The following is a 25861-nucleotide window of genomic DNA, read 5'->3' on the forward strand; positions in this document are numbered from 1 at the left end:
GGATCCTGAGGTTGATCACGACGTTCCCGTCGACGCGGCCGTGGTAATGATTTACAGGCTGGACGATTGCCCGTATTTCTTGTGAACACGCGTTTACAAACGACCGGATATGCCTTACTATAGCGAGTGACTATGCAAAGATTTTTCACGATGGAGGATGGGCAGCACGGATGGAGAGAGTAGAGAGAAGCAAGGCCCGCAATTTGAACTACGAGCATACGTTTCAACAGGTCGCCACGCAGGAAGAGCAAAGCACGTTCAAGTTTTTGATTTCGCTTTACCGGGGAAATTTCCTGAATTTGACGTTGTCGGTGCTGTTCTATATGGTGAAAAGCTTGCCGATCTTCGTCCTGCCGGTCGTCACGGCGAATATTATCAATATCGTCAGTCATCCCGGCGCGAATCCGATGCGCTCGCTATGGATCAATTTCGCCGTCATCGGCGTCATCATTCTGCAGAACATTCCGACGCATACCTGGTACGTTTCGTTCATGAGCCGGGCGATTCGCCACGTGGAAGCGGGCATTCGCAGCGCGCTCGTTCGCAAGCTGCAGCAGCTGTCGATTACGTATCACCGCGACTTGCAGGCGGGCAAGCTGCAATCGAAGGTGCTGCGCGACGTCGAGGCCGTCGAACAGCTCTCGAAGCAGATCATGCTCGCGCTGCTGCCGGCAGTCTTCAATATCATCATCGCGGTTATAATGACGGCGTACAACAGCTGGTCGGTTTCGATGTTCTTCGTATTGACCATTCCTGCCGCGGTATTGCTTGTCCGGCTGTTCAAAGGAAAGATTTCGTCCACGAACAAAGAGTTCCGCAGAGAAATCGAGAAGATGTCATCCAAAATGTCCGAAATGGTCGAGATGATTCCCGTCACGCGCGCGCACGGACTGGAAGAAGTGGAAATCGAGCGGATCGATAAATCGCTTTACAAGCTGCAGGGCAAAGGCCAGCGGCTGGATATTATCGAGGCGTATTTCGGGGCTTCCAATTGGGTGACGTTCCAGCTCTTCCAAGTGCTCTGCCTGATGTTTACGGCTTACTTGGCCTATAAGGGAACCATCCCTGTCGGCAACATCGTCATGTATCAAGGCTTCTTCAGCATGATTTTGGGCTCCGTGACCGCGTTGATCACGACGTACCCGAACATGGCGAAAGGGTTCGAGTCGATCCACTCCATTACGGAGATTCTTCGTTCCCAAGAAATCGAGCACAATCAAGGCAAGCTGAGATTGACGGATATCAGCGGGGAAATCGAGTTCGAGAACGTCCAGCTGATCTATCCCGGCAGCGAACATCACGTGTTGGAAGAAGTGACATTGTCGGTCAGGGCCGGGGAATGCGTAGCGTTCGTCGGGGAATCGGGAGCGGGCAAATCGACGATCTTGAATCTGGTGACGGGCTTCCTTCAGCCGACCGGCGGCAAAATGACGGTCGACGGCGTCGATTACAACGCGATCGACCTGCGGGAATACCGCAAGTTCCTCTCCGTCGTGCCGCAGACGAACATTCTGTTCTCGGGCACCATTCGCGACAATATTACGTACGGCTTGCCGGATATTACGGACGATCAGATACGCAAGGCGATCGAAATGGCGAATCTCGCCGAATTCGTCGACCGTCAGCCGCTTGGCATTCATACGAAGGTCGGCGAGCATGGCGGCAAGCTGTCGGGCGGCCAGAGACAACGGATCGCGATCGCCCGCGCGCTCATCCGCAATCCGAAGGTCATTATTCTCGACGAAGCGACGTCCGCGCTCGATAACGCGTCGGAGTATCATGTTCAGAAAGCGATGCAAGAGCTGATCAAAGGCCGGACGACGTTCATCGTCGCGCACCGCTTGTCTACCATTCGCGACGCGGACCGCATCGTCGTCATGAAGCAAGGCCGCATCGCCGAAGTCGGCACGTTCGATGAGCTGATCGCGCGCAAAGGCGAGTTCTATCATTTGAAGCAGCTTCAGTTGTAAGACGACGGCGACGGAGTTGCCGCCCATAACGTATAACTTATAACGTATAACGTATAACGTATAACGTAGAAAGTGTATAAAACCGCATTACCCGGCATGGATGAAAGCCAACCATGCCGGAGAAGCGGTTTTTTGCTGTCTAAAGGCGGTTAATAAACGAGTACAGTCACGCTTTGGATACAAATCATGAAACAACATGAAAGAGGACGAATATTCGATTGACAATCCTGAATAATACGGAATAGGATAGGAGGAGATAATTGTCAAAGACGTTGGAGGAATACCATGTTAGCCGAAGAAAGAAGGCAGCGCATACTGGAGCTGCTATCTGCGGACCGCAGGGTCGTGGCCAAAGAACTGGCCGGCCAGTTTCAGCTGTCCATCGACTCGATCAGACGCGATCTGACGATTATGGAAGAGCAGGGCTTGCTGCAGAAAACCTATGGGGGCGCCATTCCGCTGACGCCATTGCCGAAGGTGCGCACGGTGTCTCAACCCCGGTCGATCCGATACGGGGAAGCCGCTCCGCATCAAGACGCCATATCGCGTTACGCGGCTTCGCTGATCCAGATGAACGATACCGTATTTATCGGCGGGGCGGGCATTCATTACGGGATGCTGAAGCATTTGCCTGACGATATTTCGTTTACGGTCATAACGAACGCGCTGACGATCGCGGAAAACATCCGAAACCGGAATCATATCGAATCGTATCTCATTGGAGGCAAGCTCCGATCCGCCGGGGACAGCATGATCGATACGATCGCATTCGAGATGATCGGGAAATTCAATTTCGATATCGGCTTCATCACGGGAGGCGGGATCGCGCTGAACGGCGTCAGCACGTCTACGCCGGAGGGAGCTGCGTTAACGCGCGCGGTTTCCGAAGCGTCCAGGCGCACGATCTGCCTCGCGCCGCATGAGAAGATCGGCGTGCAGATGTTCGCCGGGTCCGTCCAGCTGCATCAAATCGATTTGTTGATCACCGACCAAGGGGCTTCCGACAAGTTCGTTCGTGAAATCGAAAGCAGAAACATCAAAGTGACCATAGCGGATGAAGATGAATCAAGCGAAGGAGCATACCATGAGAGCGATTAAAGTAGAACGATCCGCGCCGCTGCAAGGCTGCGTTAAAATTCCCGGTTCCAAGAACAGTGCGCTTGCGCTGCTTGCGGCCGCTTGTATGGCCGATGAACCCGTTACGCTTCTCGGAATTCCGGACATCGCCGATTTAAGGGTTATTGGAGAGCTGGGCGGGCAGATCGGACTGAAAGTCGAACGCGACGCCGATGGAACCGTCATCGTCGATCCGCGGATGATTACCAGCACCAATCTGGATGCCGAGAAATCCTCCTCGTTCCGGGCGGCGTATTACTTCGTTGGCGCCCTATTGGCCAAATACGGCAAAGTTTCCGTCGGTTATCCGGGCGGAGACGATTTCGTCAGCCGTCCGATGGATCAGCATATCAAGGCCTTGAAGCAGATGGGCGCGACGTTTACGTTCTTCGACAGGCATTATACGGTGGAAGCCGCGGAGCTGAAAGGCTCGGTGATCTACTTTGATACGATCACAAGCGGCGCGACGATCAATGCGATGTTTGCCGCCGTGCGGGCGAAAGGAACGACGGTGCTGCTCGGCGCCGCGCGCGACCCCGAAGTCACGGACACGGCTAATTTGTTGAACCGGATGGGAGCCAGAATCGTCGGGGCGGGTACGGATCATATCCGGATCGAGGGCGTAACGGCGTTGAGCGGATGCACGTATACCGTCATTCCGGACCGGCTGATCGCCGGCGCGTTCTTGATGGCCGCAGGGGCGACGGGCGGCTGCATTACGGTGCAGGACGTTATCCCGGAACATATGTCTTCTTGCATTGCGAAGCTCCGCGAAATCGGCATGGAGATTGAAACGAACGAACATTCCGTGACGGCCCGTTCGACAGGCATCCTGCGGGCGACCAGAGTCCGTACCGCCATGTATCCCGGCTTCGCGACTGATTTGCAGCAGCCGTTAACGGCACTCTTGACGCAGGCTAACGGCAAAAGCATCATCGGCGAACGCATTTATCCGGCTCGATTCAATCATGCGGTACAGCTCAACCGGATGGGAGCGAACATCAAGGTTCGCTCCGGCGTCGCTTCCATTAACGGCGGACATCCGCTGCGGGGCGCGCTCGTGCATGCATCGGACGTAAGGGCGGGCATCTGTTTGATCGTTGCGGGACTTTGCGCCGAAGGCACGACGACGATCGCCGGCGTGCAGCACATCGAACGGGGCTACGAGGACGTCGTCGGTTCGTTCCGCTCGCTGGGCGCGCAGATCGGATTGTTCGATTCGGAGGAGCAAATCGCTTCCGTCGCTTCTGTATCTTCGCTTCGCATGAGCAAGTAGAAGTAAGCGGCTTCCGGTAAACCGAAGGCCTCGATGCCCCGCATGATGCGGACGGCTCGAGGCCTTTTTGGATTCCTATCACCGACTTGCGACAACAGCAGCTTTCCGGCCCAGCTGCTCGAATCGGTTCATTCGGCTCATTTCGCGCCCGGAGCCGTTCGGTTTTTCCGCGCCCGGAGCCGTTTGGTCGTTACGACTCTGCCGCAACGAAGAGGCCCCGCCCCCGCCGCAACTAAGCGACGGGGGCGGGGCCTCTTGCTATACCGCCAAACCTACAGCGCCATCACCAGAATTTCCTTCACGTCTTCCTGGTTCAGCTTCTTGAAATTGCCGAGCGGCCCGAAGAGCACCGCTTCCCGCGCCATGACGTCCAGATGCTCCTCGTCGATGTCGTAGAACGACAACGTCGCCGGAGCTCCGATCCGGGTGAAGAAGGCGCGCGTCGCGGAAATGCCGGCCAGCGCCAGGTCTTCGTCGGATTTGCTGCCGCGCTCGATCCCCCATACGCGCTGTGCATACTGCACGAAACGGTCGACCCGCTCGTTATACACGTATCGCATCCAGTTCGGGAACACGATGGACAAGCCAGCGCCGTGCGGGATGTCGTAGATCGCGCTGATTTCATGCTCGATGCCGTGGGACGCCCAGTCATTGGCCATGCCGACGCTGATCAAGCCGCCGTTCAGCGCCAGCGTTCCGCACAGCATCAGGTTCGCCCTTGCGTCGTAATCGTTCGGATTATCGAGTGCTTTCTCCGCGTTCTCGATGACCGTTTGCAGGATCGATTCGCACAGGCGCTCCTGAAGCGGCACGTCTGTCGTAAGCGAGAAATATTGCTCGAATACGTGCGACATAATGTCGACGATGCCGTTCACGGTCTGGTCGCGCGGAACGGAAAACGTCAAAGTTGGGTCAAGAATGGAGAAACGCGGGTACGTATGTATGCTGCCGAAAGAGCGCTTCTGTTTCGTCTCCCAATTGGAGACGACGGAATTACCGTTCATTTCCGAGCCGGTTGCGGAGAGCGTAAGAATCGCGCCCATCGGAAGCGCGTCTGCGATGGTCGCCTTATGCATGAAGAAATCCCAGACGTCGCCATCGTAGCGCACGCCTGCCGCGATCGCCTTGGCTGCGTCCAGCACGCTGCCGCCGCCGACGGCCAGAATGAAGTCGACGCCTTCGCTGCGGCACAGCTCGATGCCGCGGTTGACCGAGGCCAGACGGGGATTCGGCTCGATGCCGGACAATTCGACGACATTTGCCCCGAACGACTGAAGCTGGTTCATGACTTCGTCATAGAGGCCTGTTCTTTTTATGCTCCCTGATCCATATACAAGTAAAACCGTCTTTCCGAACGGCTCGACCAAGCTGCTGAGCTGCGAAACCGTACCTTTGCCGAAAACGATTTTCGTCGGATTCTGGTAAGTAAATGACTGCATGCTGCACCTCCAAATAGTTTCAAACGGACTGTTATTATCTTAGCGATTCCGAAAACGACAAGTCAAGCGGACTGCTCTCAAGGTGCAGGAGCCTGTGCATCTGCAGGCAGATATTGACTGCAGGTTGCTTGTTGTTTAATATAGTTCATATACGAACTGTTCTATTATAGACTGTTCTGATTAGAACTATACAGGAGGATGCATCAAATGGATTATTCCGATCCGAACGTGAAGCAGGCAATCGAAGTGCTGCAATCTTTCATGTCCGTCACTCGCGCGGTCTCCGAATTTACGCGACTTAACGCGGAAAGTGTCGGACTTACCATGTTGGGCATGTCGATCGTGAACACGCTGCTCGGCTCGCCGGGGCTCTCGCTGAAGGAACTGACGGAGAAGCTGCAGGCATCGAAGAGTACGATCAGCGTAAGCGTGGAAGGGCTTGTTCAGGGAGGCATCGCGGAGCGGTCGCAAGCGGCAGGAAACCGGCGGGAAATCAATCTTTCCTTGACCGACGAAGGGAAGGAACTCGCTCGGCGCTCCATCAGGCAAGCTTATTCCTATCGGGCGATGACGGCGGCATTGCAGTCGCTGGACGAGGAGCAAATTCATCAGCTGCTGGGCATGCACGCGCGGATCGCGGAGGCCCTGCAACGATTCAACATAGCGGAAATGGCGTGAAACCGCGCATGATCGAGGTTTGAGAATTTTCAGAAAATAAGATGCCAAGTTGGAAAAAGACATGTATAATTAAAACATAATCGCGCTGCGTTAGTATACATGACAGAACCTTTACAAAGACGCTACATACAGGAGGTGGATGGCACTTTATGGCGAATGCAGCAACCATTGGAATTTCAATGCGCGATTTGTATTTGTTTAATAAAGGCAGTCTTTATCACAGTTACCGCACATTCGGTGCGCATCCAATTCGTCTTGCTGATGATTACGGCGTCCGTTTCACGGTTTGGGCTCCCCATGCACGGGAAGTTCGCGTCGTCGGCGATTTCAACCATTGGCAGGGCGAACGGCATGCCATGGAACGCATCGGGGAAACCGGCGTTTGGAGCCTGTTCGTCCCTAATCTCGTTCCGGGTACGGTGTACAAGTACGAAGTACATACTTCGGCAGGCGAGCTGCTGCTGAAAGCAGATCCATTTGCGTTTCTATCCGAGCTCCGGCCCAACACCGGGTCCGTCGTAACCGACATTTTCAATTACGATTGGAATGACGGCGACTGGCAGCGGCGCAAGCAGGAGATGAGCCCGTACCATGAATCGATGCTTATTTACGAGGTGCATCTCTCTTCCTGGCGAAGCTGGGGCAAGGAAATGTTCTGGACTTACGAGGAAATGGCGGAAGGACTTGTTCAGTACGTGGTCGAAATGGGATATACCCACATCGAGCTGCTTCCGATAACGGAGCATCCGCTCGATATGTCCTGGGGCTACCAGGTAACGGGGTATTACGCCGCGACCAGCCGTTTCGGGAGTCCGAAGCAGCTGATGTACCTCATCGATCGCTGCCATCAGCAGGGCATCGGCGTCATCCTCGATTGGGTGCCGGGACACTTCTGCAAGGACGATCACGGGCTGCGCCTGTTCGACGGCACTCCGATTTTCGAGGGAACGGATTGGAAGCGGGCGGAGAAACCTTTGTGGGGAACTTTGGCCTTCGACTTCGGCTGCACGGAGGTGCAGAGTTTTCTGATTTCCAACGCCATCTACTGGATGGACGTATTCCATATTGACGGTCTTCGCGTGGATGCCGTCGCAAGCATGATTGATCTTCATTTTGACAAACCCCCAGAAATGCTCACATACAATACGTTCGGCGGAACGGAAAATATCGAAGCGATCCGTTTCCTGAAACGATTGAACGAAACCGTGTTTCACTATTACCCCGATGCGCTCATGATCGCGGAGGATTCCTCTTCTTGGCCTGCCGTCACGTCCCCTACTTATATGGGCGGACTCGGCTTCAATTTCAAATGGAACATGGGCTGGATGAACGACATGCTCCGATATATGGCGCTGGATCCGGCCGAACGAATGCGCCACCACAATCTCATCACCTTCTCGCTCGTGTACGCTTTCTCTGAAAATTACGTTCTGCCGCTGTCCCACGACGAAGTCGTGCATGGCAAACGATCGCTCCTGAACAAAATGTCCGGCTCGTATGATCAGAAATTCGCCCAGCTTCGCTTATTCTATGGCTACTGGATGACGCATCCCGGCAAGAAGCTGCTCTTCATGGGCGGCGAATGGGGTCAGTTCGACGAATGGAAATACGACGAAGCGCTCGATTGGCAGCTGATCGGTTATCCGAAGCACGGCAGCATGCATCATTACGTCAAGTCGCTCAACCGCGTTTACGGCGAACAGGCTTCTCTCTGGGAACGGGATTGCGATCCCGGCGGCTTCGAATGGATCGACGTCCATAACGCGGCCCAGAGCGTCATCGTGTTCATGCGGCGCGGGCATGGCGAGCATGACTTCTCCGTCATCATCTGCAATTTCTCGAACCAGCACTACCCCGAATATCGCATCGGGGTACCCGAGCCCGGTCAATACCGGCTGGCTCTGCACAGTGAGGCGGCAGCTTTCGGCGGTGCCCTGGCGCACATGCAGGAAATCATATATAGCTCCAAGACAGCCTGGCATGGAAGGCCTTGCAGCCTGACGATCGATCTTCCTCCGCTTTCCTTCCAACTGCTTGTGTTTGCATCAGGGGAACATGGCCGCAGCGAACGCTTTTCCGCTTTGCATGGATTGATGTAATGCAACTATTTTAGCGCTGCAGCAGGCTGCAGCCTTGAAGGAGAGGGTGTCCATGGGCAGAAAAAGAATGATAGCTATGCTGCTTGCCGGAGGAGAAGGAAAAAGACTGGGCGTCTTGACGAAGGATCTGGCCAAACCGGCCGTTCACTTCGGCGGCAAGTATCGTATTATCGATTTTACGTTAAGCAACTGCGCTCATTCGGGCATCGACACGATCGGCGTGCTGACGCAATACCAGCCGCTTGTACTGAACGCGTATCTGGGGATTGGAAGTCCGTGGGGATTGGATCGCCGCGACGGCGGCATGGCGATTCTTCCTCCTTACGTCAAGCAGAAAGGCGGCATGTGGTACAAAGGAACGGCGAACGCCATCTATCAGAACATGGGGTTCATCGACCGGTACGATCCGGACTACGTGCTCGTTATTTCCGGCGACCATATTTACAAAATGGATTACGAGCTCATGCTGCAGGAGCATGAGGAACGCGGAGCTGACGTGACGATCGCCTGCATCGAGGTCGACTGGAAGGAAGCGAGCCGTTTCGGGATCATGCACGTGGACGACGATGGGGGGATTACCTCGTTCGAGGAGAAGCCGAAGGTGCCGACGAGCAATTTGGCATCCATGGGCGTATATATTTTCTCCTGGCCGGTGCTCCAGCAATATTTGATCCGCGACGAATCGAACCGTCAATCCGGCAACGATTTCGGCAAAGACATCATTCCCGCGATGCTCCAGGACGGGGTGAAACTGCAGTCCTATACGTTTAACGGTTATTGGAAGGACGTCGGTACGCTCGAAAGCCTGTGGGAAGCGAACATGGATCTGTTGTCCGAGCAGCCTGCGCTGGATTTGAACGACCGCAACTGGCGGATCTATTCCGTTAATCCTAACCGGCCTGCGCATTACGCGTCGGGAACCGCGGAAATCGTCGATTCCCTCGTTACGGAAGGCTGCATCATCGAAGGTTTCGTACAGCGATCCGTCCTCTTCTACGGCGTGCAATCCGGCGTCGACAGCGAAATCAGGGAATCCGTCATCATGCCGAACGTCAAGATCGGCAAAGGTGCGCGCATTTATAAATCCATCATCGAGGAAGGCGCCATTATCGGCGACGGCGTCGTGATCGGAAGCCCGGACAGCGAGACCGTCACCGTCATCGGAAGCGACGAACTCGTCACCGCCAACCATTCGCTGCAGGAGGTCGAGCACTCATGAATTCTTCGATACTAGGCGTTATCAACCTCATTCATGAATCGGACGAAATGGAGACGTTGACCGCGAGCCGCTGCCTGGCGACCGTGCCGTTCGGCGCGCGGTTCCGGCTGATCGACTTCACCCTCTCCAGCATGGTCAACTCCGGCATCAACAAAGTCGGCGTGTTCGCGCAGACGAAATACCGTTCCCTTATGGACCATCTCGGTTCCGGCAAGCACTGGGACCTGCATCACCGCCAAAGCGGGCTGTTCATCATGCCGCCGTCCACCGACGACGTCAACGAGGTGCGCCGCGGCGACCTCTATCATTTCTATCAGCATCGCGATTTCTTTGCCCGCAGCGGGCACGAATACGTATTGGTAACGCGGAGCCATATGATTTGCAACATCGATTTCGAAGGCGTTCTAGCCTCGCACAAGGCGAGCGGCGCGGAAATCACGGTCATTTGCAAGGAGCAAACCGAGCTGTTCGGAGGGCGGGCACGGAAGGTGCAGATCGACGAGAAGGGGCGCGTCACGGCGATGCAGGACCATTTTGGACGGCTGGCCAGCGACCTCGTCTCGATGGAAATGTATTTGATGCGCAAGGAGCTGCTGCTGGAGCTGATCGATACGTCGCTCGCGCAGGGCCAGGACCATCTGGTGCGCCATGCCATCATGTCCCGCGTCGACAAGCTGCATATCCAATGCTACAAATTCGACGGCTATCTGGGCGTCGTCAACACGCTGAACAGCTATTACCAGAACAGCATGCAGCTGTTGAAGCCGGACGTGTGGAGGAGCCTCTTCTTCGAGCCGGGGCCGATCTTTACGAAGGTCAAGGATGAGCCGCCGGCGCGATATGCCGAAGGGGCGAAGACGAGCAACTCGATCATTGCGAACGGCTGCATCATCGAAGGGACGGTCATCAACAGCGTGCTGTTCCGGGGCGTTCATGTCCGCAAAGGGGCGGTCGTGCGCAACAGCATTATCATGCAGAACGGCATCATCGGCGAGAACAGCTCGGTCAACCACGTGATTCTGGATAAAGACGTCACGATAGAGCGGGGCAGGGAGCTGCACGGCGCGGAAGTGTCGCCGTTTATTGCGATGAAGCGGAAAGTCATCTAATACGATTCTTACAGTCTCTTAACGATCTTTCGGTACTATCAACCGTTCGCGATTGAATAACATGGTTATTAATGACCAGCAACAGAGGTGATTCTTTACATGAAACTTTTATTTGCAGCTTCGGAAGCGGTGCCGCTCGTGAAAACGGGCGGCCTTGCCGATGTGGCCGGCGCACTGCCGAAAGCACTTCAGGCCAAGGGAGCGGACGTCCGCGTCATTCTCCCGAAATACGGATCGATTCCGGCGGAATACGCCGAGCGGTTCGAAACGATCGCCACGTTCACGGTGCGGCTCGGCTGGCGGGATCAGTACTGCGGATTAATGAAAGCGGAAATCGACGGCATTATCTATTACGTGATCGACAATGAGTTTTACTTTAAGCGGAGCGGGCTGTACGGCTATGACGACGATGCGGAACGGTTCGTGTTCTTCTGCTATGCGGTCATCGAGTCGCTGTTCCATTCGGATTTCCATCCGGATATCATTCACTGCCATGATTGGCAGACGGGTCTTATTCCTTTCCTGCTCAAGACGCGATATCGATACGAGCCGGGCACGCGGGATCTCGCTTCGGTCTATACGATTCACAATTTACGCTATCAGGGCGTCTTCGGGCGCGAGCTGCTCAAGGATCTGCTTGGTTCGGGCGACGAGCTGTTCGGTTCTGAAGGCATCGAATTCTTCGGCGCGGGCAATTGCATGCTCGGCGGGCTGCGATACGCGGACAAGCTGACGACCGTCAGTCCGTCTTATGCGCACGAAATCCAGACGGAATATTACGGCGAGAAGCTGGATGGCCTTCTGCGCTGGCGGGCGGGCGACCTGACCGGCATCGTGAACGGCATCGACACGGAGGTGTTCGATCCGATGAACGACCCGGCGCTCGAGACGCCTTACCGCGGTTCGCTGCCGCGCAAGCGGAAGAATAAGCTGGCGCTGCAGCGGGAGCTTGGGCTCGAGGAATCGGAGCACACCCCGCTCATCGGCATCGTATCGAGGCTTGTCGATCAGAAGGGCTTCGATCTCATCGAGGCGGTGCTGGAGCAGATTTTGTCGGAAAAAGTCCAGCTGGTCGTTCTCGGCTCCGGCGATTGGCAATATGAACAGATGTTCCGCAAAGCGCAAGCGAAGCGCCCCGAACAGGTCGCTACCTGGTTTGGCTTTAACGACGGGCTTGCCCGGCGCATTTATGCGGGAAGCGATATGTATCTCATGCCGTCGCAGTTCGAACCTTGCGGGCTAAGCCAGCTCCTTGCGCTGCGCTACCGTTCCGTGCCGATCGTGCGGGAAACGGGCGGACTGCGGGACACGATCCAGCCCTACAACGAATTTACGGGCGAAGGCAACGGCTTCAGCTTTACGAATTATAACGCGCATGACCTGTTATATACGGTGCAGCGGGCGATTCGCTTCTATCAGGACCCGGAAGCGTGGCAGCGGCTTGTCGTGAACGGCGCGAAGGAAGATTATAGCTGGACGCGCTCGGCTAAGGCGTATTTATCGTTGTACGGCTCGATCGTTCCGCAAAGGGAGGAGAATGTCAAATGGCCCGTCATCTCGTAATCGGAAATGGCAAAATTCTGATGAATTTGGATCGGAATTGCTATATTCGCGATATTTACTATCCATTCGTCGGGCAGCTCAATCATGTCGGCGGCCAATACTGCCGGTTCGGAATATGGGTTGGCGGCCAATTCTCCTGGCTGGAAGATCCGGAATGGAAATTCCAGCTCTCGTACATCGCGGACTCGCTCGTTACGAATGTCATCGCCCGGAATGAACGGCTTGCCATCGAGCTGCACATCAACGACGGGATTCATCAGAGGGAAAGCATTTATATCAAGCGCATCCTGGTCCGCAACTTGGGCACGGAATCGCGCGAATGCCGGCTGTTCTTCCATCATGACCTCATGATCGACGGGTCCGAGGTCGGCGATACCGCGGCCTACTATCCCGAGAACCATACGCTGTACCATTACAAGCGGTCATCGTACTTCATGTTCAACGGCTTCTCCGACGAAGGCGGCATGATGCAATACACGACGGGCATCAAACGGTTCCAATCCGCGGAGGGCACATGGCGCGATGCGGAAGACGGAACGCTGATGGGCAACTCCATCGCCCAGGGCTCCGTCGACAGTACGATCAGCTTCCGCACGGTCGTTCCGCCGGGCGGCGAGAAAACCGTGTTCTACTGGATGTCGATCGGCAAAAACCTGGAGGAAGTCAAAGAACTGAACCAGTATGTGCAGGAGAGCCATCCGGAGAAACTGCTCAGCCGGATCGTCATCTACTGGAATCATTGGCTGCACCGGGCCGAGCAAAATCTCGGCGATCTGTCGGCGGAAGCGATCCATCTGTTTCGGCTCAGCCTGCTGATCGTGCGCACGCAGACCGACGAGCGGGGCGCGATCATCGCCGCCAACGATACCGACATTCTCCAGTACAATCGCGATCATTACAGTTACATGTGGCCGCGTGACGGGGCGCTGATCGCCGACGCGATGTCGGCGGCCGGCTTTCAAAGCGTCATCTCGCAATTCTTTCATTTCTGCGCGCAGACGCTTTCGCCGGACGGGTATCTGTTTCACAAATACAACCCCGACGGAACGGTCGGTTCCAGCTGGCATCCGTATATCGTGCAAGGCAGCAGGCGCCTGCCGATCCAGGAGGACGAGACGGCGCTCGTGCTGTTCGCGTTGTGGAAAGATTACACGCGCAACCAGGTCATCGAGCTGCCGCAGTCGCTCTATAACAATCTCATCCGCAAAGGCGCGCTGTTCCTCAGCCAGTACATCGAGCATGCGCTGTCCCTGCCGAAGCCGAGCTACGATTTGTGGGAGGAGCGGTACGGGATCTGGACGTATACGGCTGCTTCCGTATACGGCGGCCTGATGGCGGCGGCGTACTTCACGGAGCTGTTCGGTGATTACGAGCGCAGCGACCACCTCAAGAATACGGCCGAGGGGATCAAGCACGGCATCCTGACGCATCTGTGGGACGAAGAATCGGGACGTTTCGCGCGCGGTTTGATCCAGAAGGACAACCGCTGGGTGAAGGACATGACGCTGGAGAGCAGCATGTTCGCCATCTGGGAATTCGGCGTGCTGCCCGTCGACGACGAGCGCGTGATCAAGACGATGCGGGCGATTAAGAGCGGGTTGTCGGTCAAGACGCATGTCGGCGGCGTTGCCCGGTATACGAATGACTATTACTTCCAGCAATCCGGGGACATTGAGAACGTGCCAGGCAACCCGTGGGTCATCTGCACGTTGTGGGTAGCGAATTTCGAGATCGAATCCGCCAAGATGCTGGCCGATCTGGTCAAACCGCGCGAGACGCTGCAGTGGGTCGTGAATACGGCGCTCTCCAGCGGCGTTCTGCCGGAGCAGCTCAATCCGAACGACGGCAGCCCGCTGTCGGTTGCTCCGCTTACGTGGTCGCATGCGACGTACGTTCAGTCGGTCACCCGTTATGCGGAAAAATTCGCCGCGTTGTCGGCGGCGGAAGCGGCAGCGGCGTCCAGCAAGCCATAACTTGCAAACAACCGGAGCGGTAATCGCTTCGGTTGTTTTTTTTGTACCCCGCACCTCGCCCCCACCGCCCCCGGCACACTGGTTCCGCCTCGAAATCCTTCTGCCAGGACAGCTATTCCTCCATACTCACGCATCCCCGAACCTGCTTTGACTCTCCGCGCGTTTCCGAACGGGCACCTGAATTTCGAACATGACCTCGCTCGGGTTGTCCGTGATCGTAATGTCCACCTGCATGATTTGCAGCGCATCGCCCGTCATTTCGAAGCCTTGGCGTTCGAGCTCGCCAAGCAGAGCGGCGAGGCTGTCGCTTCGGTTCCACAGCTCTCCATAGTAGCGGATGCATGCAAACATCCCCGCGGGTACCACGATCAAATTCGACTTCTGCACGGCTGTCGCGCGTTTGGCGACGACGAAGATCGTAGACGGAGATTCGAAGCGCCCCGCCTCCAAGCTGTCCCGCGAGAGCAGCACGCCAAGCCGATTGCTGGCCAGAATCGGCGCCGTCTCCGTCAGCCGGTTCTCCAGGCCGAGCACCCCGTAGCACAGTTCCAAATTGCTGTTGATCTGCTGATGCAGCGTAAACAGCCGGCGCCGTTCGATCATGCGGAACATGATCGCCGAACGGTCCTCCTCCGACAATATTTCTTGCAGAAACGTTAACTTATCCCGCACGTTCTCCTCCAAAGCCGTCAATTCCTCCAGCTTCCGAACGAGCTCCGCATGCTTCGCCGCCAGCAGCTCCGCCGAATTCCGGATATTCCGCTCGCTGAAATACTGCTTGATCTCCGTCGTCGTCATCCCCAGCTGACGAAGCTCCTTGATCGTGCCAAGCACCTCGTATTGAAAAATCGAATAGTACCGGTAGCCGGTCTGCGGGTCGACAAATTGCGGATTGAAGAGACCGATGCGGTCGTAGTGGCGCAGCGTCTCGGCCGAAATGCCGCGGAGCTGCGCCATTTCGCTGATGCTCAGCCGTTCCTTCATGCTTGATCATTCCCTCGCTTCCCACGATAAACCCATGATGTAAATAAATATAACATCGGTGTTGACTCTTGTGTAGCACAAAGGTTTAGAATCGCTTTAAGATCAATGAGTGGAGGGAACAAACATGAACAAACGCGTGATTTCGGTCGTCTCGGCAAGCCTCATGGCAGGTTTTCTCTTAAGCGGATGCGGCAGTGCAGGCTCGAACGGCGAAGCGGCAGCGGGCAGCGACGGAGAGCCGCTCAAAATCGGGCTCAACCCGTTTCCGACCTATTTTCTCTGGTATGTGGCCGAAGAGAAGGGCTTCTTCAAAGCGCATGGCGTGAACGTGAAGCTGGAATGGTTTCCAAGCTACAGCGACGGCCTTTCCGCCCTCAATTCCGGCAACGTGGACGCGAACAGCCAGACGCTCAGCGATACGCTGCCGCCTGCAGGCAAAGGCATCAAGCTTCAAATTCCGATGATCATCGATTATTCGTCGGGCGCGGACGGTTTCGTGGTGGATCCCTCCATCAACAGCGTGGAGGATTTGAAAGGCAAACGAATCGCGACGGAGCTCGGAACGGTCGATCAGTTCTTCCTTCTCTCGGTATTGAAGAACCACGGCTTGGCCGAGAAGGATATCAAGTATTTCAACATGGCGATTACGGACGCGGGATCGTCGTTCCTCGCGGGCAAGATCGACGCGGCGGTCATCTGGGAGCCGTTCCTCAGCCAAACGCTGAGCTCGGGCAAAGGAAAGCTGCTGTTCTCTTCGAAGGAAACGCCGGGAATGCTGATGGACGCCATCGTGTTCCGCAAGGACATCGTCGACAAGCGACCGGAAGACGTGAAGAACGTAACGGCCGCCTGGTTCGAAGCCGTCGACTATCTGAAGAAGAATCCGGACGACGCGATCGCCATCATGGCCAAGCACGCGGATATTTCGCCGGCGGAGTTCAAGACGTCGCTTGATGGCGTGAAGGTATACGATTTGCGGGATAACGTCGACGCGCAGAAGGACGAGAAGGACTATACGTCGGTGAAATACAACGGCGAGCAGGTCGGGGAGTTTCTGAAAGGGCTCGATTTTATCGAAACCGTGCCGGATATGAGCAAGCTGTACAATCCTTCGTTCGTCAATGAGCTAGTCAAAGAAAACAATTAGCGGGAGGTCGCGAACATGAACATTTTAGTAACCGGAGGCATGGGCTTCCTCGGATCCAATTTGGTGCCGATGCTGAGAGAACAAGGCTATCGCGTTGTCAGTTACGATCGGAGAATCGGCAGCAACGGAGGCGATGCCGCGCTTGGTTACGTACAAGGGGATTTGCTCGACCTGCCGCTGCTGCTGGAGACGATCCGCAAATACGCCATCGACCGCATCATCCATACGGCAGCCATTTCCCACCCGGTGACGGCAATCGATATTCCGTACCAGACGGTGCTGACGAACGCGCTCGGCACGACGAATGTGTTCGAAGCGGCGCGGCTCTCCGGCATCAAGCGGGTCGTGAACCTAAGCTCGGAATACGCCTACGGCAACAATGCGCAGCTTGGTACCGTGACGGAAGACGTGCCTCTCCACCCAAGCGGCGTCTATGGGGCGACGAAAGTGTTTACGGAGAAGCTCGCTTACGGCTACCGCAATTTGTACGGCCTCGAAATTCCGTCGCTGCGTCCGGGCTGGCTGTACGGACCGGGCCAGTTCATGCAGTGCTACATGAAAGACCTGATCGTGAACGCCATCCGCAGGGAACCGACGGTGCTGAAGGAAGGCCGGGACTACGGTTTCCAGTATGTGCATGTGAAGGATGTTGCCCAGGCATGCATCCGCGCGATGGAAGCGACGGAGATGAAGAGCTTCGTCTACAGCATTACGGCCGGGTACAAGACGACGTTCGGAGAGCTGATCGCGCTCGTTGAAGAGCTGTATCCCGATGCGGTTATCGATGTCGGCGAAGGTCGTTTCCAGGAGCTCGATCATTACGGCACGTTCGATATTTCCAAGGCGCGCGAGGAGATCGGCTACGAGCCGGCGATGGCGTTCGAGGAGAGCGTTCGCGCCTATGCGGCTTGGCTGGAGCAACATCCTTACTAAACGAGAGATGCGAGGTGCGATGCGATGCATAACGATACGGCGGCAACGCCTAAATACAGCCGGGCCATCTCCTTGCTGAAGGAAATGCGGGAGAGCTTGAAGGAAGGCATCATTCCCGTCGGTATTTTCAACGACCGGGAGCTGTACGAGATGGAAATCGAGAAGATTTTCACGAGAAAATGGATCTTCGTCGGCCACGAATCGGAGATTCCGTCCCCGGGCGATTACGTGCTTCGCTACATCGGCGAGGACCCGTTCATCGTCAACCGGGACGAATCAGGCGAGATCCGCGTCATGCTGGACGCCTGCGTTCACCGTGGCGTGCGCGTGTGCAGGGCGGAGAAGGGCAATGCTTCGCATTTCCGCTGCCCCTATCACGGTTTTATATACAAGAACAACGGAGACCTCATCGGGATGCCGGCCCAGCAGCATGCGTATAACGGCTTGAACAAGAAAGAATGGGGGCTGCTCGAAGCCAGATGCGACACGCTGCACGGCCTCATCTTCGCCTGCTTGGACAACGATACGCCGCCGCTTGAAGAGTACCTCGCGGACAGCAAGTATTACTTGGATTTGTTATTCGGATTGCAGGACGAAGGGCTTGAGGTCATTGGCGAACCGCAGCGCTGGATCGTCAAAGCGAATTGGAAGGTGGCGGCTGAGAACTTCAGCGGGGATGCGTACCATTTGATCTTCCTGCACCATTCGGCTTACGAAGTCGGTTCCACGCCGTTCTCGATGCTGGGCAACATGAACGGCGAGCAAATTTTGGCCGGGAACGGCCACTGCGTCGACATCTCGCTCGATAAGACGCCGCAGCCGGTCGACATGCCGTACTGGAATTTCCCGCAGGAGATCGTCGATACGTTCCGGCTGGACCGTCTCGATCCTAAGGGGCTCGAAATCGTCAGGGATTCGAAGGAAATGCTCGGCAATATTTTCCCGAACAGCTCGTTCCTGCTCATGACGGTAACCCCCGAGAAGGATCTGCCGCCGGTTCCGTTCATCAGCATGCGGCAATGGCGGCCGAAGGGGCCGGACGAGATCGAGATTTGGAACTGGTTCCTGATGTTCAAGAACACGCCGCAGTCGTTCAAGGAAGCTTCGTACCGCGCGGGATCGACGACGTTCAGTCTGTCCGGGATATTCGAAATGGACGATTCCATGACATGGGAGACGATTACGCAGACCGCCGGCAACCGTTTCGCGCGCGAGAACTTGAAGCTGAATTTCCAAATGGGCATGAACGGCATGGGCAAAGCGAAGCGCGACGAGGAATGGCCGCTGCCCGGCATCGCGTATTATCCGCGGTACGGAGAGGGCAACCAGCGGTATTTCTACGAGTCTTACGTGCAAACGATGCTGGGCGAGGACTAATGCGCGCAACGGAGGAAGGAGAAGGATAGGAATGGAGAAGCAACAAATCATCGATGCATGCGATCCGGTGAACCGCCGGCTGCTGCTGGAAGGCGAGCAGTTTCTCATCCGGGAAGCCGAATTGCTTGATCGCGGGCAATACGGCGATTGGATCGGGCTGCTCGCGGCGGATATTCGGTATCAGATTCCGATCCGGATTACCCGGGAGCGTCACGCGGCCAGCCCGTTTAGCGACCAGGCGTGGCATATGAACGAAAATATGGGCTCGATTGCGATGCGCGTGGAACGGACGTTCTCGGATTACAACTGGGCGGAGGATCCGCCTTCGCGTACGCGGCATTTCCTGACGAATTTCCGATTGTCCGAGGCGGTCGATCGCGGCGGGGAGCAGGAGATCGTCGTTCGCAGCAACCTGCTCTTATTCCGCAGCCGCTTCGACAGTCCGGCGTACGAGCTGGTGTCGGGCGAGCGGGAAGATACGCTGCGCCGGACAAGCGACGGCTGGCGGCTGGCCAAGCGGATCGTATGGCTGGATCATACGACGATGGGCATTAGCAGCTTGGGCATTTTTCTATAAGGCGAGGTGGAGCGGATGATGGGCACGGACCAAGAAATCAGAATCGCCAACGAATTCGCGAGCGTCACCGTGCGCAAAGTGAGAACCCGCAACGGAGAGCGGCTCGAGATCGTATCGAACGGACTGGGGCTGAGCATTTGCCTCGATCCGCTCGCGTTAGAAAGTCTGACATGGCAGTCCGCCGACATGTTTTCGGTGCTGCTCCAGACGCCGCTCGAGCCGTACCGGTTCGGTGTTGAGGCGGGCACGATTGAGGGGGGCGAGGAGAGCGAACAGAGCGAGATAAGCGAACAGATCGAAATGAACGAGAAGAGCGAGAAGATTGAGAAGGAGGACGAAGCATGCTGACGTATCACGCGAAAGGGCTGCGCGTTTTTCAAAGCGAGCTGTACCAAACGAACTGCTTCGTCATCGAAACGGACGATCTCGTGCTTGTCGTGGACCCTAATTACCTGCCATCCGAGATCGATGCCGTTCGTCAGTACGTGGACGAGGTGCAGGGCGGCCGTCCGGTCTACCTGTTCTTCACGCATTCCGACTTCGACCACATCGTCGGTTTCGGTTCTTTCGCGGACTGCACGGTCATCGCCGGGCAGACGCTGGCGAATCGTCAGGATAAGGCTGATCGGACAGCGGTCGTTGAACGGCTGGACGATGAATTCTATATTCGGCGCCCGTACGGCATCGACTATCCGCGCGTGGATATTGCCGTCGCGGAAGAAGGCGAACGTTTGACGATAGGCGGCACGACATTGACGTTTCGGACCGCATATGGACATAACGACGACGGCCTCATGTGCCTGGTGGAACCGCTGAACATGCTGATTACCGGCGACTACGTGTCGGACATCGAATTTCCGTTCGTATTCGACACGTACGGCCATTATCGGCAAACGCTGGCGAAAATCGCCTCGTTCTCTCGGGATTATGACGACCTTCTCCTGCTGCCCAGCCACGGCGCCGTGACCGCCGACGGCAAAGAGATCGCCCGGCGGATCGCCGATTCCGAAGCGTACCTTCGCTTGACGGAAGAGCTTCTCGATGAACGGGATGACAGCCGTTTTGAGGCGTTCATGGATCGGTTGGGGTATCGTTTCAGGCTGGGCTTCAGACTGCGTCATGAGGCGAATATGCAGCAATTGGCCCAAGAACGCGCTCAGGCCGCCTTGAGTTGAGCCGATGGCAGCGGCTTGGGAGACGAGTATTCGTAAGCTTTGCCGAAAATTTTGAATCCCCCTTGACATTTCCGGTAACCTCCTGAATAATATGGAACACAGATTCATACAGGGCGAGAACCAAAGACACGGTTCCTATCGTCGGGCTGCACAGAGAGAGGGATGATTGCTGCGAATCCCTTCTGTCCCGTGATATGGAATTACCACTTTGCAGCCGTCACGTTGAACCCGCCGGCTGAGTGCCGCGGTTGTAAACGGAACCGATTCATCCCCGTTACCGGATTCCAATAAGGACCTTGTTAGCAATGCGTGACGAACGCATTGTTCGGGTCGAATTAGGGTGGAACCACGAGCAGAACGCACTCGTCCCTTTCGGGACGGATTGCGTTTTTTTGCGTTCTCCGAACCGAAGGGTGAACTCGCGCTGACGCTGCTCCAGGCGGCCGGCGTACGAATCATCCTGCGTTCAACCACTCGAAACGGACGGAGGAAGGCGTATGGATAACAAGGTAAGCGTGAAACTGGCGGATGGATCGGTAAGAAGCTGCAGCAAAGGGGTGTCGGTCGCGACGCTGGCGGAGCAGATCAGTCCCGTGCTGCGCAAGAACGCCGTCGCAGGCAGAGTGGACGGCAGGCTGGTTGATTTGAGCTCCGTCATCCAAGCGGATTGCGAGGTGGAGATCATCCCGCTGGAAAGCGATGCGGGGCTGGAGGTGTACCGCCACAGCACGGCTCACTTGCTGGCTCAGGCGGTCAAGCGCCTTTACGGCGGCCGCGGAGCGGGAGAGGTGCAGCTCGGAATCGGACCCGTCATTCAGGACGGATTCTACTACGACATCGCGGCTGCGGAGCCGTTGACACCAGCTGAACTGCGTGCCATCGAGAAGGAAATGGAGGCGATCGCGCGCGAGAATTTGCCCATTGTCCGCCATGTGCTCGGCAGGGAAGAGGCGATTTCGCTGTTCGAGGCGCGAGGTGAACGGTTAAAGGTCGAGCTGATCCGCGATTTGCCCGCCGAAGCGGAAATCTCCGTATACGAGCAAGGCGAATTCGTGGACCTGTGCCGCGGACCGCATCTGCCTTCGACGGGGCGGATAAAGGCGTTCAAGCTGCTCAGCGTAGCCGGCGCGTATTGGCGCGGCGATGCGGGCAACGCCGTACTGCAGCGTGTCTATGGCACGGCATTCCTGAAGAAAGCGCAGCTGGAGCATCATTTGGAGCTGCTGGAGGAAATCAAGAAGCGCGACCACCGGAAGCTCGGCAAGGAGCTCGGGCTGTTCATGTTCTCCGAGGAAGCGCCGGGCATGCCGTTCTTCCTGCCCAAAGGCATGATCGTGCGCACGCTGCTGGAGGATTTCTCGCGCTCCTTCGGACGGAAGCGGGGCTATGACGAGGTGCGTACTCCGCTGATGATGAATCGGAGGCTCTGGGAGCAATCCGGGCATTGGGATCATTACAAGGATAATATGTATTTCGCGATGGTCGACGAAACGGAGTACGCCTTGAAACCGATGAATTGTCCCGGACATATGCTCATCTACAAAAACCGGCTGCGTTCCTACCGCGAGCTGCCGATCCGGCTGGCGGAGTTCGGCCAGGTGCACCGACACGAATTTTCAGGTGCGCTGAACGGCATGCTCCGCGTACGGTCGTTCTGTCAGGACGATGCGCATCTGTTCGTGCGGCCCGATCAGATCGAAGACGAAATCGGCCGCATTATCGCGCTGATCGACGAGATGTACGCGGTATTCGGCTTCTCGTATCGGATCGAGCTGTCGACAAAGCCGGACGATTCGATGGGTTCGCCGGAGATCTGGGAACGCGCGGAGCGATCGCTGGAGTCGGTGCTGCAAGCGAAGGGAGCGGACTATCGGATCAACCCCGGTGACGGCGCATTCTACGGCCCGAAGATCGATTTTCATATCCGCGACGCGATCGGACGGAGCTGGCAGTGCGCGACGGTGCAGCTGGATTTTCAAATGCCGGAGAAATTCGATCTCGCCTACATCGGAGAAGATGGAGGCAAGCATCGTCCGGTCGTCATTCACCGTGCGGTGTATGGGTCGATCGACCGTTTCATCGGCATCCTCACGGAACACTACGCCGGCGCGTTCCCGCTTTGGCTGGCGCCCGTGCAGGCGAAGATCGTCCCTGTATCCGAACGCGATCACAGTCGTGCATTCGAGATCCAAGCGCTGCTGGTGGAAGCGGGAATTCGCACGGAAATCGATGAACGGCCGGAGAAGCTGGGCTACAAAATCCGCGAGGCGCAGCTGGAGAAAGCGCCCTATACGCTGGTGATCGGCGAGACGGAGCGCAATGACGGCACTGTGTCCGTGCGGCGGCGCGGAGAGGGTGATATCGGCGCTCTTCCGGTGCAGGATCTGATCGCGAGGCTGCAAGCGGAAGCGGCGGCGCGGAGCTGATCTGGCAGGCGGTATCGTATCGGCACGTGAGCGATAAAGCCGTGCTTAAAGCGGCTCCGATCGTGATTGGCAGGCCGTTCATGCCGCCTATTGACGGATGGGATGAGCCGTTATAGGCTATTGCTTAACAGCACAGAATCAGGAAGCGGGGTTCGGAATCCAACGATCGCCCAAGGAGGTTTCCTGCATGAGCACGCTTGATGATGTCAAGGAAATAACGCTGCCGGAGCGAAGCTATATCGGGATGGCGCTTACGTCGCCTCTTGCGGCGCATGAGCCGAAACGGGTGGAACAGCTGAAGAAGCTGTTCATCGGCCGCAGGTTCGAGATTAAAGGCTTGCTGGATTCCGAATCGTACGTTTGTCCGTCTTTCGTATGCGAGCAGTTATTTACGTACTTGTTCTGCATGCAGGTGAATCAGTTGTCCGTCGTCCCGTACGGGATGATCGGCTTCATTATCCCGGAACAGCGATATGTGACGGTGCGGGCACAAGGAACCGATCCTTACGAGCTGCTTCACGCCTATTTGAAGGCGAAGGGACTGCAGAACAACAAACGCGGAATGGCATTGGAAGTGTACCGGTTGCCTAAGTCGCTCTGGCCGGATGAGGTGGACGTGTACATTCCTATTGCGAAGTAAGGGGCTTCCCGAAGCGTGCCATACATTACTGTGCCATACATTACTGTGCCTTACTGAACCGTATCTTACTGAACCGTATCTTACTGAACCGTACCTTACTGGAGCTTCCCTTACTAAACCGTGTTTCCTTGTACCAGGCTCTGCATGAAGAGAAGCTTCATTACGGTGCGCAGCCGATGATGCTTGAAACTCGTAAAACGCAAAGAAAAGGTCCTGCCCGTCGGCAGGACCTTTCTTGAGTTACAGGGAGTCTGGGCTCACAGGAAACCGCCGCGAAGAACGATTACGAGCAAAATATAGAGAACGAGGATTACACCTGCACCAGTCCAAAGAACGCCTGGGCCGCCGCAACCAATTCCTGCGCCGCCTACACCATTCATGTATCCCACTGTACATACCTCCTGAGTGGTTAATTTGTGATGTTTCTTATCACATAAGCAATATATGATGGAGGAGCGATTTCGTCTGGACGTTTGTACGGGGTACAGCTATAATTACACGTTTGCCTATACGGAACCTCCATCGTCTCGCGGGCAGGATGACAGGGGCGGACAGCAGCCCGTGCCGTAGTACCGCATCGGCGGCCTCGCGAACTGCCGGATATTGCTGATGCGCGATTCGGACCTCGAGTGCACGCCATTGCCGACCAGCACCATGGCAGCGCCGCTGACGGCGATGATCTCGATGCTCCCGACGCTGATGCGCGGATCGCGGTTAATCGTCCGCATGTCGACCGGATCCCTGGCAGCGGCGGTCAGCCATGGCGTAGGCGGCGGAACGGGTTGGGAAAACAGATCATAGGATTCGAAATAAACATCCTGCGAGACGAGGTGATCCGATTCCCGCTGCACGGCTACGCCGCGAATGGAGGCGTCGATATCCGCCCGGTCGCCGAACTGCGCGATCGAAGAGCCGCCGATACTGGTCAGCCAGACGCCCCCGACTTCCGATACGCGCACAGGGTAGTCCGAAAATTCGTCGAGCGGGAGCCGGGAGACGGATAAATCATCCATTCGTCTGCTCCAGTCCAGCGGGGATTCCGTCCGGCTGCCCGTTCAGCGCGTCCAGGATCTCTTCTTGTTCCTTCTTGAACACATCCCCTTCGCCTTCTGCCCGTTCGGCGTCCTCAGGCGCTTCCAACGGTGCGAAAGGCCCTACAATGACAGACTCCGGCGGCGTGTCGAACATGGAAATGAGCGAGATCGTCTGGGTGTCCCCGATTTGCAAGATCGAGGCGCTCGCGACGCCCGTCACTTGGATGCTGCCGACCGCTAACACGTGATTTACTACATTGAGCTGCATGGTCATACTCCTCTCGCGGTTATGGATTGCCGGTCAAACGGCTGAGATAATTCTGTAAAGCCGCATCGATATCGCGCGTCGTCTTGCGAATGACTTCTTCCTGCAGACCGGAATCCGGCTTGGCGGCTGAGCCGCTGTTCTGGCCTTCCGACTCGCGGGATACCATTTGAATATAGAATTGGATACGCTGACTCATCTGCTTCCGAATATCTTCAATGACGAGCCTCCGATGGTATGGATCCAAGGAAAGGCCGGCTTCGGCTTCGTACTGCTGCAGCTTAAGCGACGCGGATTGGTCCAAGTAGCAATCGATGACATGGCGGATCTCCGGATAAGGCGGAGCGGGCGAGATGGCAGGCTGAAGCCCGGTCGAAGAAGGAGCAGGGAATTGATGCGGGGTATTGGTCGCCTGCGGATCGGTTTTCATCTCCATGGAAGGCTTGAGGTTGTTCACGACAGTGCCGCCATTCCAGACTTGCCCGCCATTGCCCACGTTACCGGCATTCCCGCCGTGTCCGGCATTTCCTCCGTGCCCGCCGTTCAAGTCGTTTGCCGGCATGACCAATTGTCCGATTTCCTTGAGCTGTTCGTCGCTTGGCGCCGACATTCCGATGTTGAGGGTGCCGGACAGCTTCTCCACCTTTAGCTGGTCGAAATGGTACTGAATCGTATCGACATGATAGTATGGTTTATTTTCTACGGCCTGGATTCGTTCGTTCAACGTTTCAAGCTGCTGGCATAACCGGTTGATGAGCGCCTGCTGATCGTTTATCTGGCACTGCAGCTGCTGCACGTATTGGTTGAGTCCCATGACCGCTTGCCATGGCGATGGCATCCTCTGAGCTTCGCTTTGCATAT

23 protein-coding genes are annotated in these 25861 nt (G+C 56.4%); 17 read left to right on the forward strand and 6 right to left on the reverse strand.

Translation table 11 applies throughout. From position 1 onward, the window contains the following. The first annotated feature begins 170 nt into the window (after positions 1-170). From GZH47_RS28390 to murA, 3 genes are all read left to right on the forward strand, one after another. On the forward strand, positions 171-1970 hold the full coding sequence (locus GZH47_RS28390) for an ABC transporter ATP-binding protein (RefSeq protein WP_162644318.1): 1800 nt from the start codon (positions 171-173) through the stop codon (positions 1968-1970). Between the two features lie 285 nt (positions 1971-2255). Continuing rightward, positions 2256-3068 carry a DeoR/GlpR family DNA-binding transcription regulator gene (locus GZH47_RS28395; RefSeq protein WP_162644319.1) on the forward strand — a complete coding sequence of 271 codons (813 nt, stop codon included), beginning with the start codon at positions 2256-2258 and terminating at the stop codon, positions 3066-3068. After that, entirely contained in the window at positions 3055-4362 is a 1308-nt protein-coding gene (murA, locus tag GZH47_RS28400) for a UDP-N-acetylglucosamine 1-carboxyvinyltransferase (RefSeq protein WP_162644320.1), read from the forward strand. The genes GZH47_RS28395 and murA overlap by 14 nt, the downstream gene beginning before the upstream one ends. A gap of 272 nt (positions 4363-4634) precedes the next feature. Here the strand turns inward: murA and GZH47_RS28405 are convergent, their stop codons facing one another. Then, positions 4635-5801 carry an iron-containing alcohol dehydrogenase gene (locus GZH47_RS28405; protein WP_162644321.1) on the reverse strand — a complete coding sequence of 389 codons (1167 nt, stop codon included), beginning with the start codon at positions 5799-5801 and terminating at the stop codon, positions 4635-4637. A gap of 207 nt (positions 5802-6008) precedes the next feature. Here GZH47_RS28405 and GZH47_RS28410 point away from each other — a divergent pair, with 207 nt between their 5' ends. The 6 genes from GZH47_RS28410 to GZH47_RS28435 all read left to right on the forward strand — a co-directional run bounded on the left by GZH47_RS28410 (position 6009) and on the right by GZH47_RS28435 (position 14442). Further along, positions 6009-6479 (forward strand): MarR family winged helix-turn-helix transcriptional regulator, encoded by a 471-nt coding sequence (locus tag GZH47_RS28410; protein WP_162644322.1) that lies wholly within the window; start codon positions 6009-6011, stop codon positions 6477-6479. Between the two features lie 149 nt (positions 6480-6628). Then, positions 6629-8578, forward strand: a complete 1950-nt coding sequence (gene glgB, locus GZH47_RS28415) for a 1,4-alpha-glucan branching protein GlgB (RefSeq protein WP_192043554.1) — start codon at positions 6629-6631, stop codon at positions 8576-8578. 52 nt (positions 8579-8630) lie between these two features. After that, on the forward strand, positions 8631-9797 hold the full coding sequence (locus GZH47_RS28420; RefSeq protein ID WP_162644323.1) for a glucose-1-phosphate adenylyltransferase: 1167 nt from the start codon (positions 8631-8633) through the stop codon (positions 9795-9797). Continuing rightward, entirely contained in the window at positions 9794-10906 is a 1113-nt protein-coding gene (gene glgD, locus GZH47_RS28425; RefSeq protein WP_192043555.1) for a glucose-1-phosphate adenylyltransferase subunit GlgD, read from the forward strand. Before GZH47_RS28420 ends, glgD begins: the two co-directional genes overlap by 4 nt. 99 nt (positions 10907-11005) lie before the next feature. After that, complete coding sequence (gene glgA, locus GZH47_RS28430) at positions 11006-12469, forward strand: glycogen synthase GlgA (protein ID WP_162644324.1); 1464 nt, start codon at positions 11006-11008, stop codon at positions 12467-12469. Continuing rightward, entirely contained in the window at positions 12451-14442 is a 1992-nt protein-coding gene (locus GZH47_RS28435) for a glycoside hydrolase family 15 protein (protein WP_162644325.1), read from the forward strand. The genes glgA and GZH47_RS28435 overlap by 19 nt, the downstream gene beginning before the upstream one ends. Positions 14443-14568: 126 nt before the next feature. On the opposite strand, the gene GZH47_RS28440 is transcribed toward GZH47_RS28435, so the two are convergent. Further along, entirely contained in the window at positions 14569-15426 is an 858-nt protein-coding gene (locus GZH47_RS28440; RefSeq protein ID WP_162644326.1) for a MerR family transcriptional regulator, read from the reverse strand. Between the two features lie 124 nt (positions 15427-15550). On the opposite strand from GZH47_RS28440, the gene GZH47_RS28445 reads away from it, so the two are divergent. The 8 genes from GZH47_RS28445 (at position 15551) to GZH47_RS28480 (ending at position 23701) form a co-directional block, all read left to right on the forward strand. Further along, complete coding sequence (locus GZH47_RS28445; RefSeq protein ID WP_162644327.1) at positions 15551-16573, forward strand: ABC transporter substrate-binding protein; 1023 nt, start codon at positions 15551-15553, stop codon at positions 16571-16573. A gap of 15 nt (positions 16574-16588) precedes the next feature. Then, entirely contained in the window at positions 16589-17506 is a 918-nt protein-coding gene (locus tag GZH47_RS28450; RefSeq protein WP_162644328.1) for an NAD-dependent epimerase/dehydratase family protein, read from the forward strand. Between the two features lie 24 nt (positions 17507-17530). Next, entirely contained in the window at positions 17531-18883 is a 1353-nt protein-coding gene (locus GZH47_RS28455; RefSeq protein ID WP_162644329.1) for an aromatic ring-hydroxylating oxygenase subunit alpha, read from the forward strand. 31 nt (positions 18884-18914) lie between these two features. Then, positions 18915-19460: an aromatic-ring-hydroxylating dioxygenase subunit beta gene (locus GZH47_RS28460; RefSeq protein WP_162644330.1), complete on the forward strand. Its 546-nt coding sequence runs from the start codon at positions 18915-18917 to the stop codon at positions 19458-19460. Positions 19461-19475: 15 nt separating this feature from the next. Then, positions 19476-19808: a hypothetical protein gene (locus GZH47_RS28465; protein ID WP_225446254.1), complete on the forward strand. Its 333-nt coding sequence runs from the start codon at positions 19476-19478 to the stop codon at positions 19806-19808. Continuing rightward, a complete protein-coding gene (locus tag GZH47_RS28470; protein ID WP_162644331.1) occupies positions 19802-20635 on the forward strand; it encodes an MBL fold metallo-hydrolase in 834 nt (277 codons plus the stop codon). The genes GZH47_RS28465 and GZH47_RS28470 overlap by 7 nt, the downstream gene beginning before the upstream one ends. A gap of 497 nt (positions 20636-21132) precedes the next feature. Next, positions 21133-23061: a threonine--tRNA ligase gene (gene thrS, locus GZH47_RS28475; protein ID WP_162644332.1), complete on the forward strand. Its 1929-nt coding sequence runs from the start codon at positions 21133-21135 to the stop codon at positions 23059-23061. Between the two features lie 187 nt (positions 23062-23248). Next, on the forward strand, positions 23249-23701 hold the full coding sequence (locus tag GZH47_RS28480; RefSeq protein ID WP_162644333.1) for a GyrI-like domain-containing protein: 453 nt from the start codon (positions 23249-23251) through the stop codon (positions 23699-23701). A gap of 257 nt (positions 23702-23958) precedes the next feature. On the opposite strand, the gene GZH47_RS33915 is transcribed toward GZH47_RS28480, so the two are convergent. The 4 genes from GZH47_RS33915 to gerPC all read right to left on the reverse strand — a co-directional run bounded on the left by GZH47_RS33915 (position 23959) and on the right by gerPC (position 25859). After that, positions 23959-24081: a sporulation protein YjcZ gene (locus GZH47_RS33915; protein WP_192043661.1), complete on the reverse strand. Its 123-nt coding sequence runs from the start codon at positions 24079-24081 to the stop codon at positions 23959-23961. 126 nt (positions 24082-24207) lie between these two features. After that, positions 24208-24714 (reverse strand): spore germination protein GerPE, encoded by a 507-nt coding sequence (locus tag GZH47_RS28485; protein WP_162644334.1) that lies wholly within the window; start codon positions 24712-24714, stop codon positions 24208-24210. Next, positions 24707-25003 (reverse strand): hypothetical protein, encoded by a 297-nt coding sequence (locus GZH47_RS34715; protein WP_162637936.1) that lies wholly within the window; start codon positions 25001-25003, stop codon positions 24707-24709. The genes GZH47_RS28485 and GZH47_RS34715 overlap by 8 nt, the downstream gene beginning before the upstream one ends. Before the next feature lie 19 nt (positions 25004-25022). Further along, positions 25023-25859, reverse strand: coding sequence for a spore germination protein GerPC (gene gerPC, locus GZH47_RS28495; protein ID WP_162644335.1), 837 nt, complete (start codon positions 25857-25859; stop codon positions 25023-25025). Positions 25860-25861 lie beyond the last annotated feature (2 nt).

This window comes from Paenibacillus rhizovicinus (genome assembly GCF_010365285.1).
GTDB lineage: Bacteria > Bacillota > Bacilli > Paenibacillales > Paenibacillaceae > Paenibacillus_Z > Paenibacillus_Z rhizovicinus.

What these genes read in the sequence shown, in the direction of transcription:
- GZH47_RS28390 (WP_162644318.1), top strand. Translation starts at nt 171, where the DNA reads ATGGAGAGAGTAGAGAGAAGCAAGGCCCGCAATTTGAACTACGAGCAT.
- GZH47_RS28395 (WP_162644319.1), top strand. Translation starts at nt 2,256, where the DNA reads ATGTTAGCCGAAGAAAGAAGGCAGCGCATACTGGAGCTGCTATCTGCG.
- murA (WP_162644320.1), top strand. Translation starts at nt 3,055, where the DNA reads ATGAGAGCGATTAAAGTAGAACGATCCGCGCCGCTGCAAGGCTGCGTT.
- GZH47_RS28405 (WP_162644321.1), bottom strand. Translation starts at nt 5,801, where the DNA reads ATGCAGTCATTTACTTACCAGAATCCGACGAAAATCGTTTTCGGCAAA.
- GZH47_RS28410 (WP_162644322.1), top strand. Translation starts at nt 6,009, where the DNA reads ATGGATTATTCCGATCCGAACGTGAAGCAGGCAATCGAAGTGCTGCAA.
- glgB (WP_192043554.1), top strand. Translation starts at nt 6,629, where the DNA reads ATGGCGAATGCAGCAACCATTGGAATTTCAATGCGCGATTTGTATTTG.
- GZH47_RS28420 (WP_162644323.1), top strand. Translation starts at nt 8,631, where the DNA reads ATGGGCAGAAAAAGAATGATAGCTATGCTGCTTGCCGGAGGAGAAGGA.
- glgD (WP_192043555.1), top strand. Translation starts at nt 9,794, where the DNA reads ATGAATTCTTCGATACTAGGCGTTATCAACCTCATTCATGAATCGGAC.
- glgA (WP_162644324.1), top strand. Translation starts at nt 11,006, where the DNA reads ATGAAACTTTTATTTGCAGCTTCGGAAGCGGTGCCGCTCGTGAAAACG.
- GZH47_RS28435 (WP_162644325.1), top strand. Translation starts at nt 12,451, where the DNA reads ATGGCCCGTCATCTCGTAATCGGAAATGGCAAAATTCTGATGAATTTG.
- GZH47_RS28440 (WP_162644326.1), bottom strand. Translation starts at nt 15,426, where the DNA reads ATGAAGGAACGGCTGAGCATCAGCGAAATGGCGCAGCTCCGCGGCATT.
- GZH47_RS28445 (WP_162644327.1), top strand. Translation starts at nt 15,551, where the DNA reads ATGAACAAACGCGTGATTTCGGTCGTCTCGGCAAGCCTCATGGCAGGT.
- GZH47_RS28450 (WP_162644328.1), top strand. Translation starts at nt 16,589, where the DNA reads ATGAACATTTTAGTAACCGGAGGCATGGGCTTCCTCGGATCCAATTTG.
- GZH47_RS28455 (WP_162644329.1), top strand. Translation starts at nt 17,531, where the DNA reads ATGCATAACGATACGGCGGCAACGCCTAAATACAGCCGGGCCATCTCC.
- GZH47_RS28460 (WP_162644330.1), top strand. Translation starts at nt 18,915, where the DNA reads ATGGAGAAGCAACAAATCATCGATGCATGCGATCCGGTGAACCGCCGG.
- GZH47_RS28465 (WP_225446254.1), top strand. Translation starts at nt 19,476, where the DNA reads ATGATGGGCACGGACCAAGAAATCAGAATCGCCAACGAATTCGCGAGC.
- GZH47_RS28470 (WP_162644331.1), top strand. Translation starts at nt 19,802, where the DNA reads ATGCTGACGTATCACGCGAAAGGGCTGCGCGTTTTTCAAAGCGAGCTG.
- thrS (WP_162644332.1), top strand. Translation starts at nt 21,133, where the DNA reads ATGGATAACAAGGTAAGCGTGAAACTGGCGGATGGATCGGTAAGAAGC.
- GZH47_RS28480 (WP_162644333.1), top strand. Translation starts at nt 23,249, where the DNA reads ATGAGCACGCTTGATGATGTCAAGGAAATAACGCTGCCGGAGCGAAGC.
- GZH47_RS33915 (WP_192043661.1), bottom strand. Translation starts at nt 24,081, where the DNA reads ATGAATGGTGTAGGCGGCGCAGGAATTGGTTGCGGCGGCCCAGGCGTT.
- GZH47_RS28485 (WP_162644334.1), bottom strand. Translation starts at nt 24,714, where the DNA reads ATGGATGATTTATCCGTCTCCCGGCTCCCGCTCGACGAATTTTCGGAC.
- GZH47_RS34715 (WP_162637936.1), bottom strand. Translation starts at nt 25,003, where the DNA reads ATGCAGCTCAATGTAGTAAATCACGTGTTAGCGGTCGGCAGCATCCAA.
- gerPC (WP_162644335.1), bottom strand. Translation starts at nt 25,859, where the DNA reads ATGCAAAGCGAAGCTCAGAGGATGCCATCGCCATGGCAAGCGGTCATG.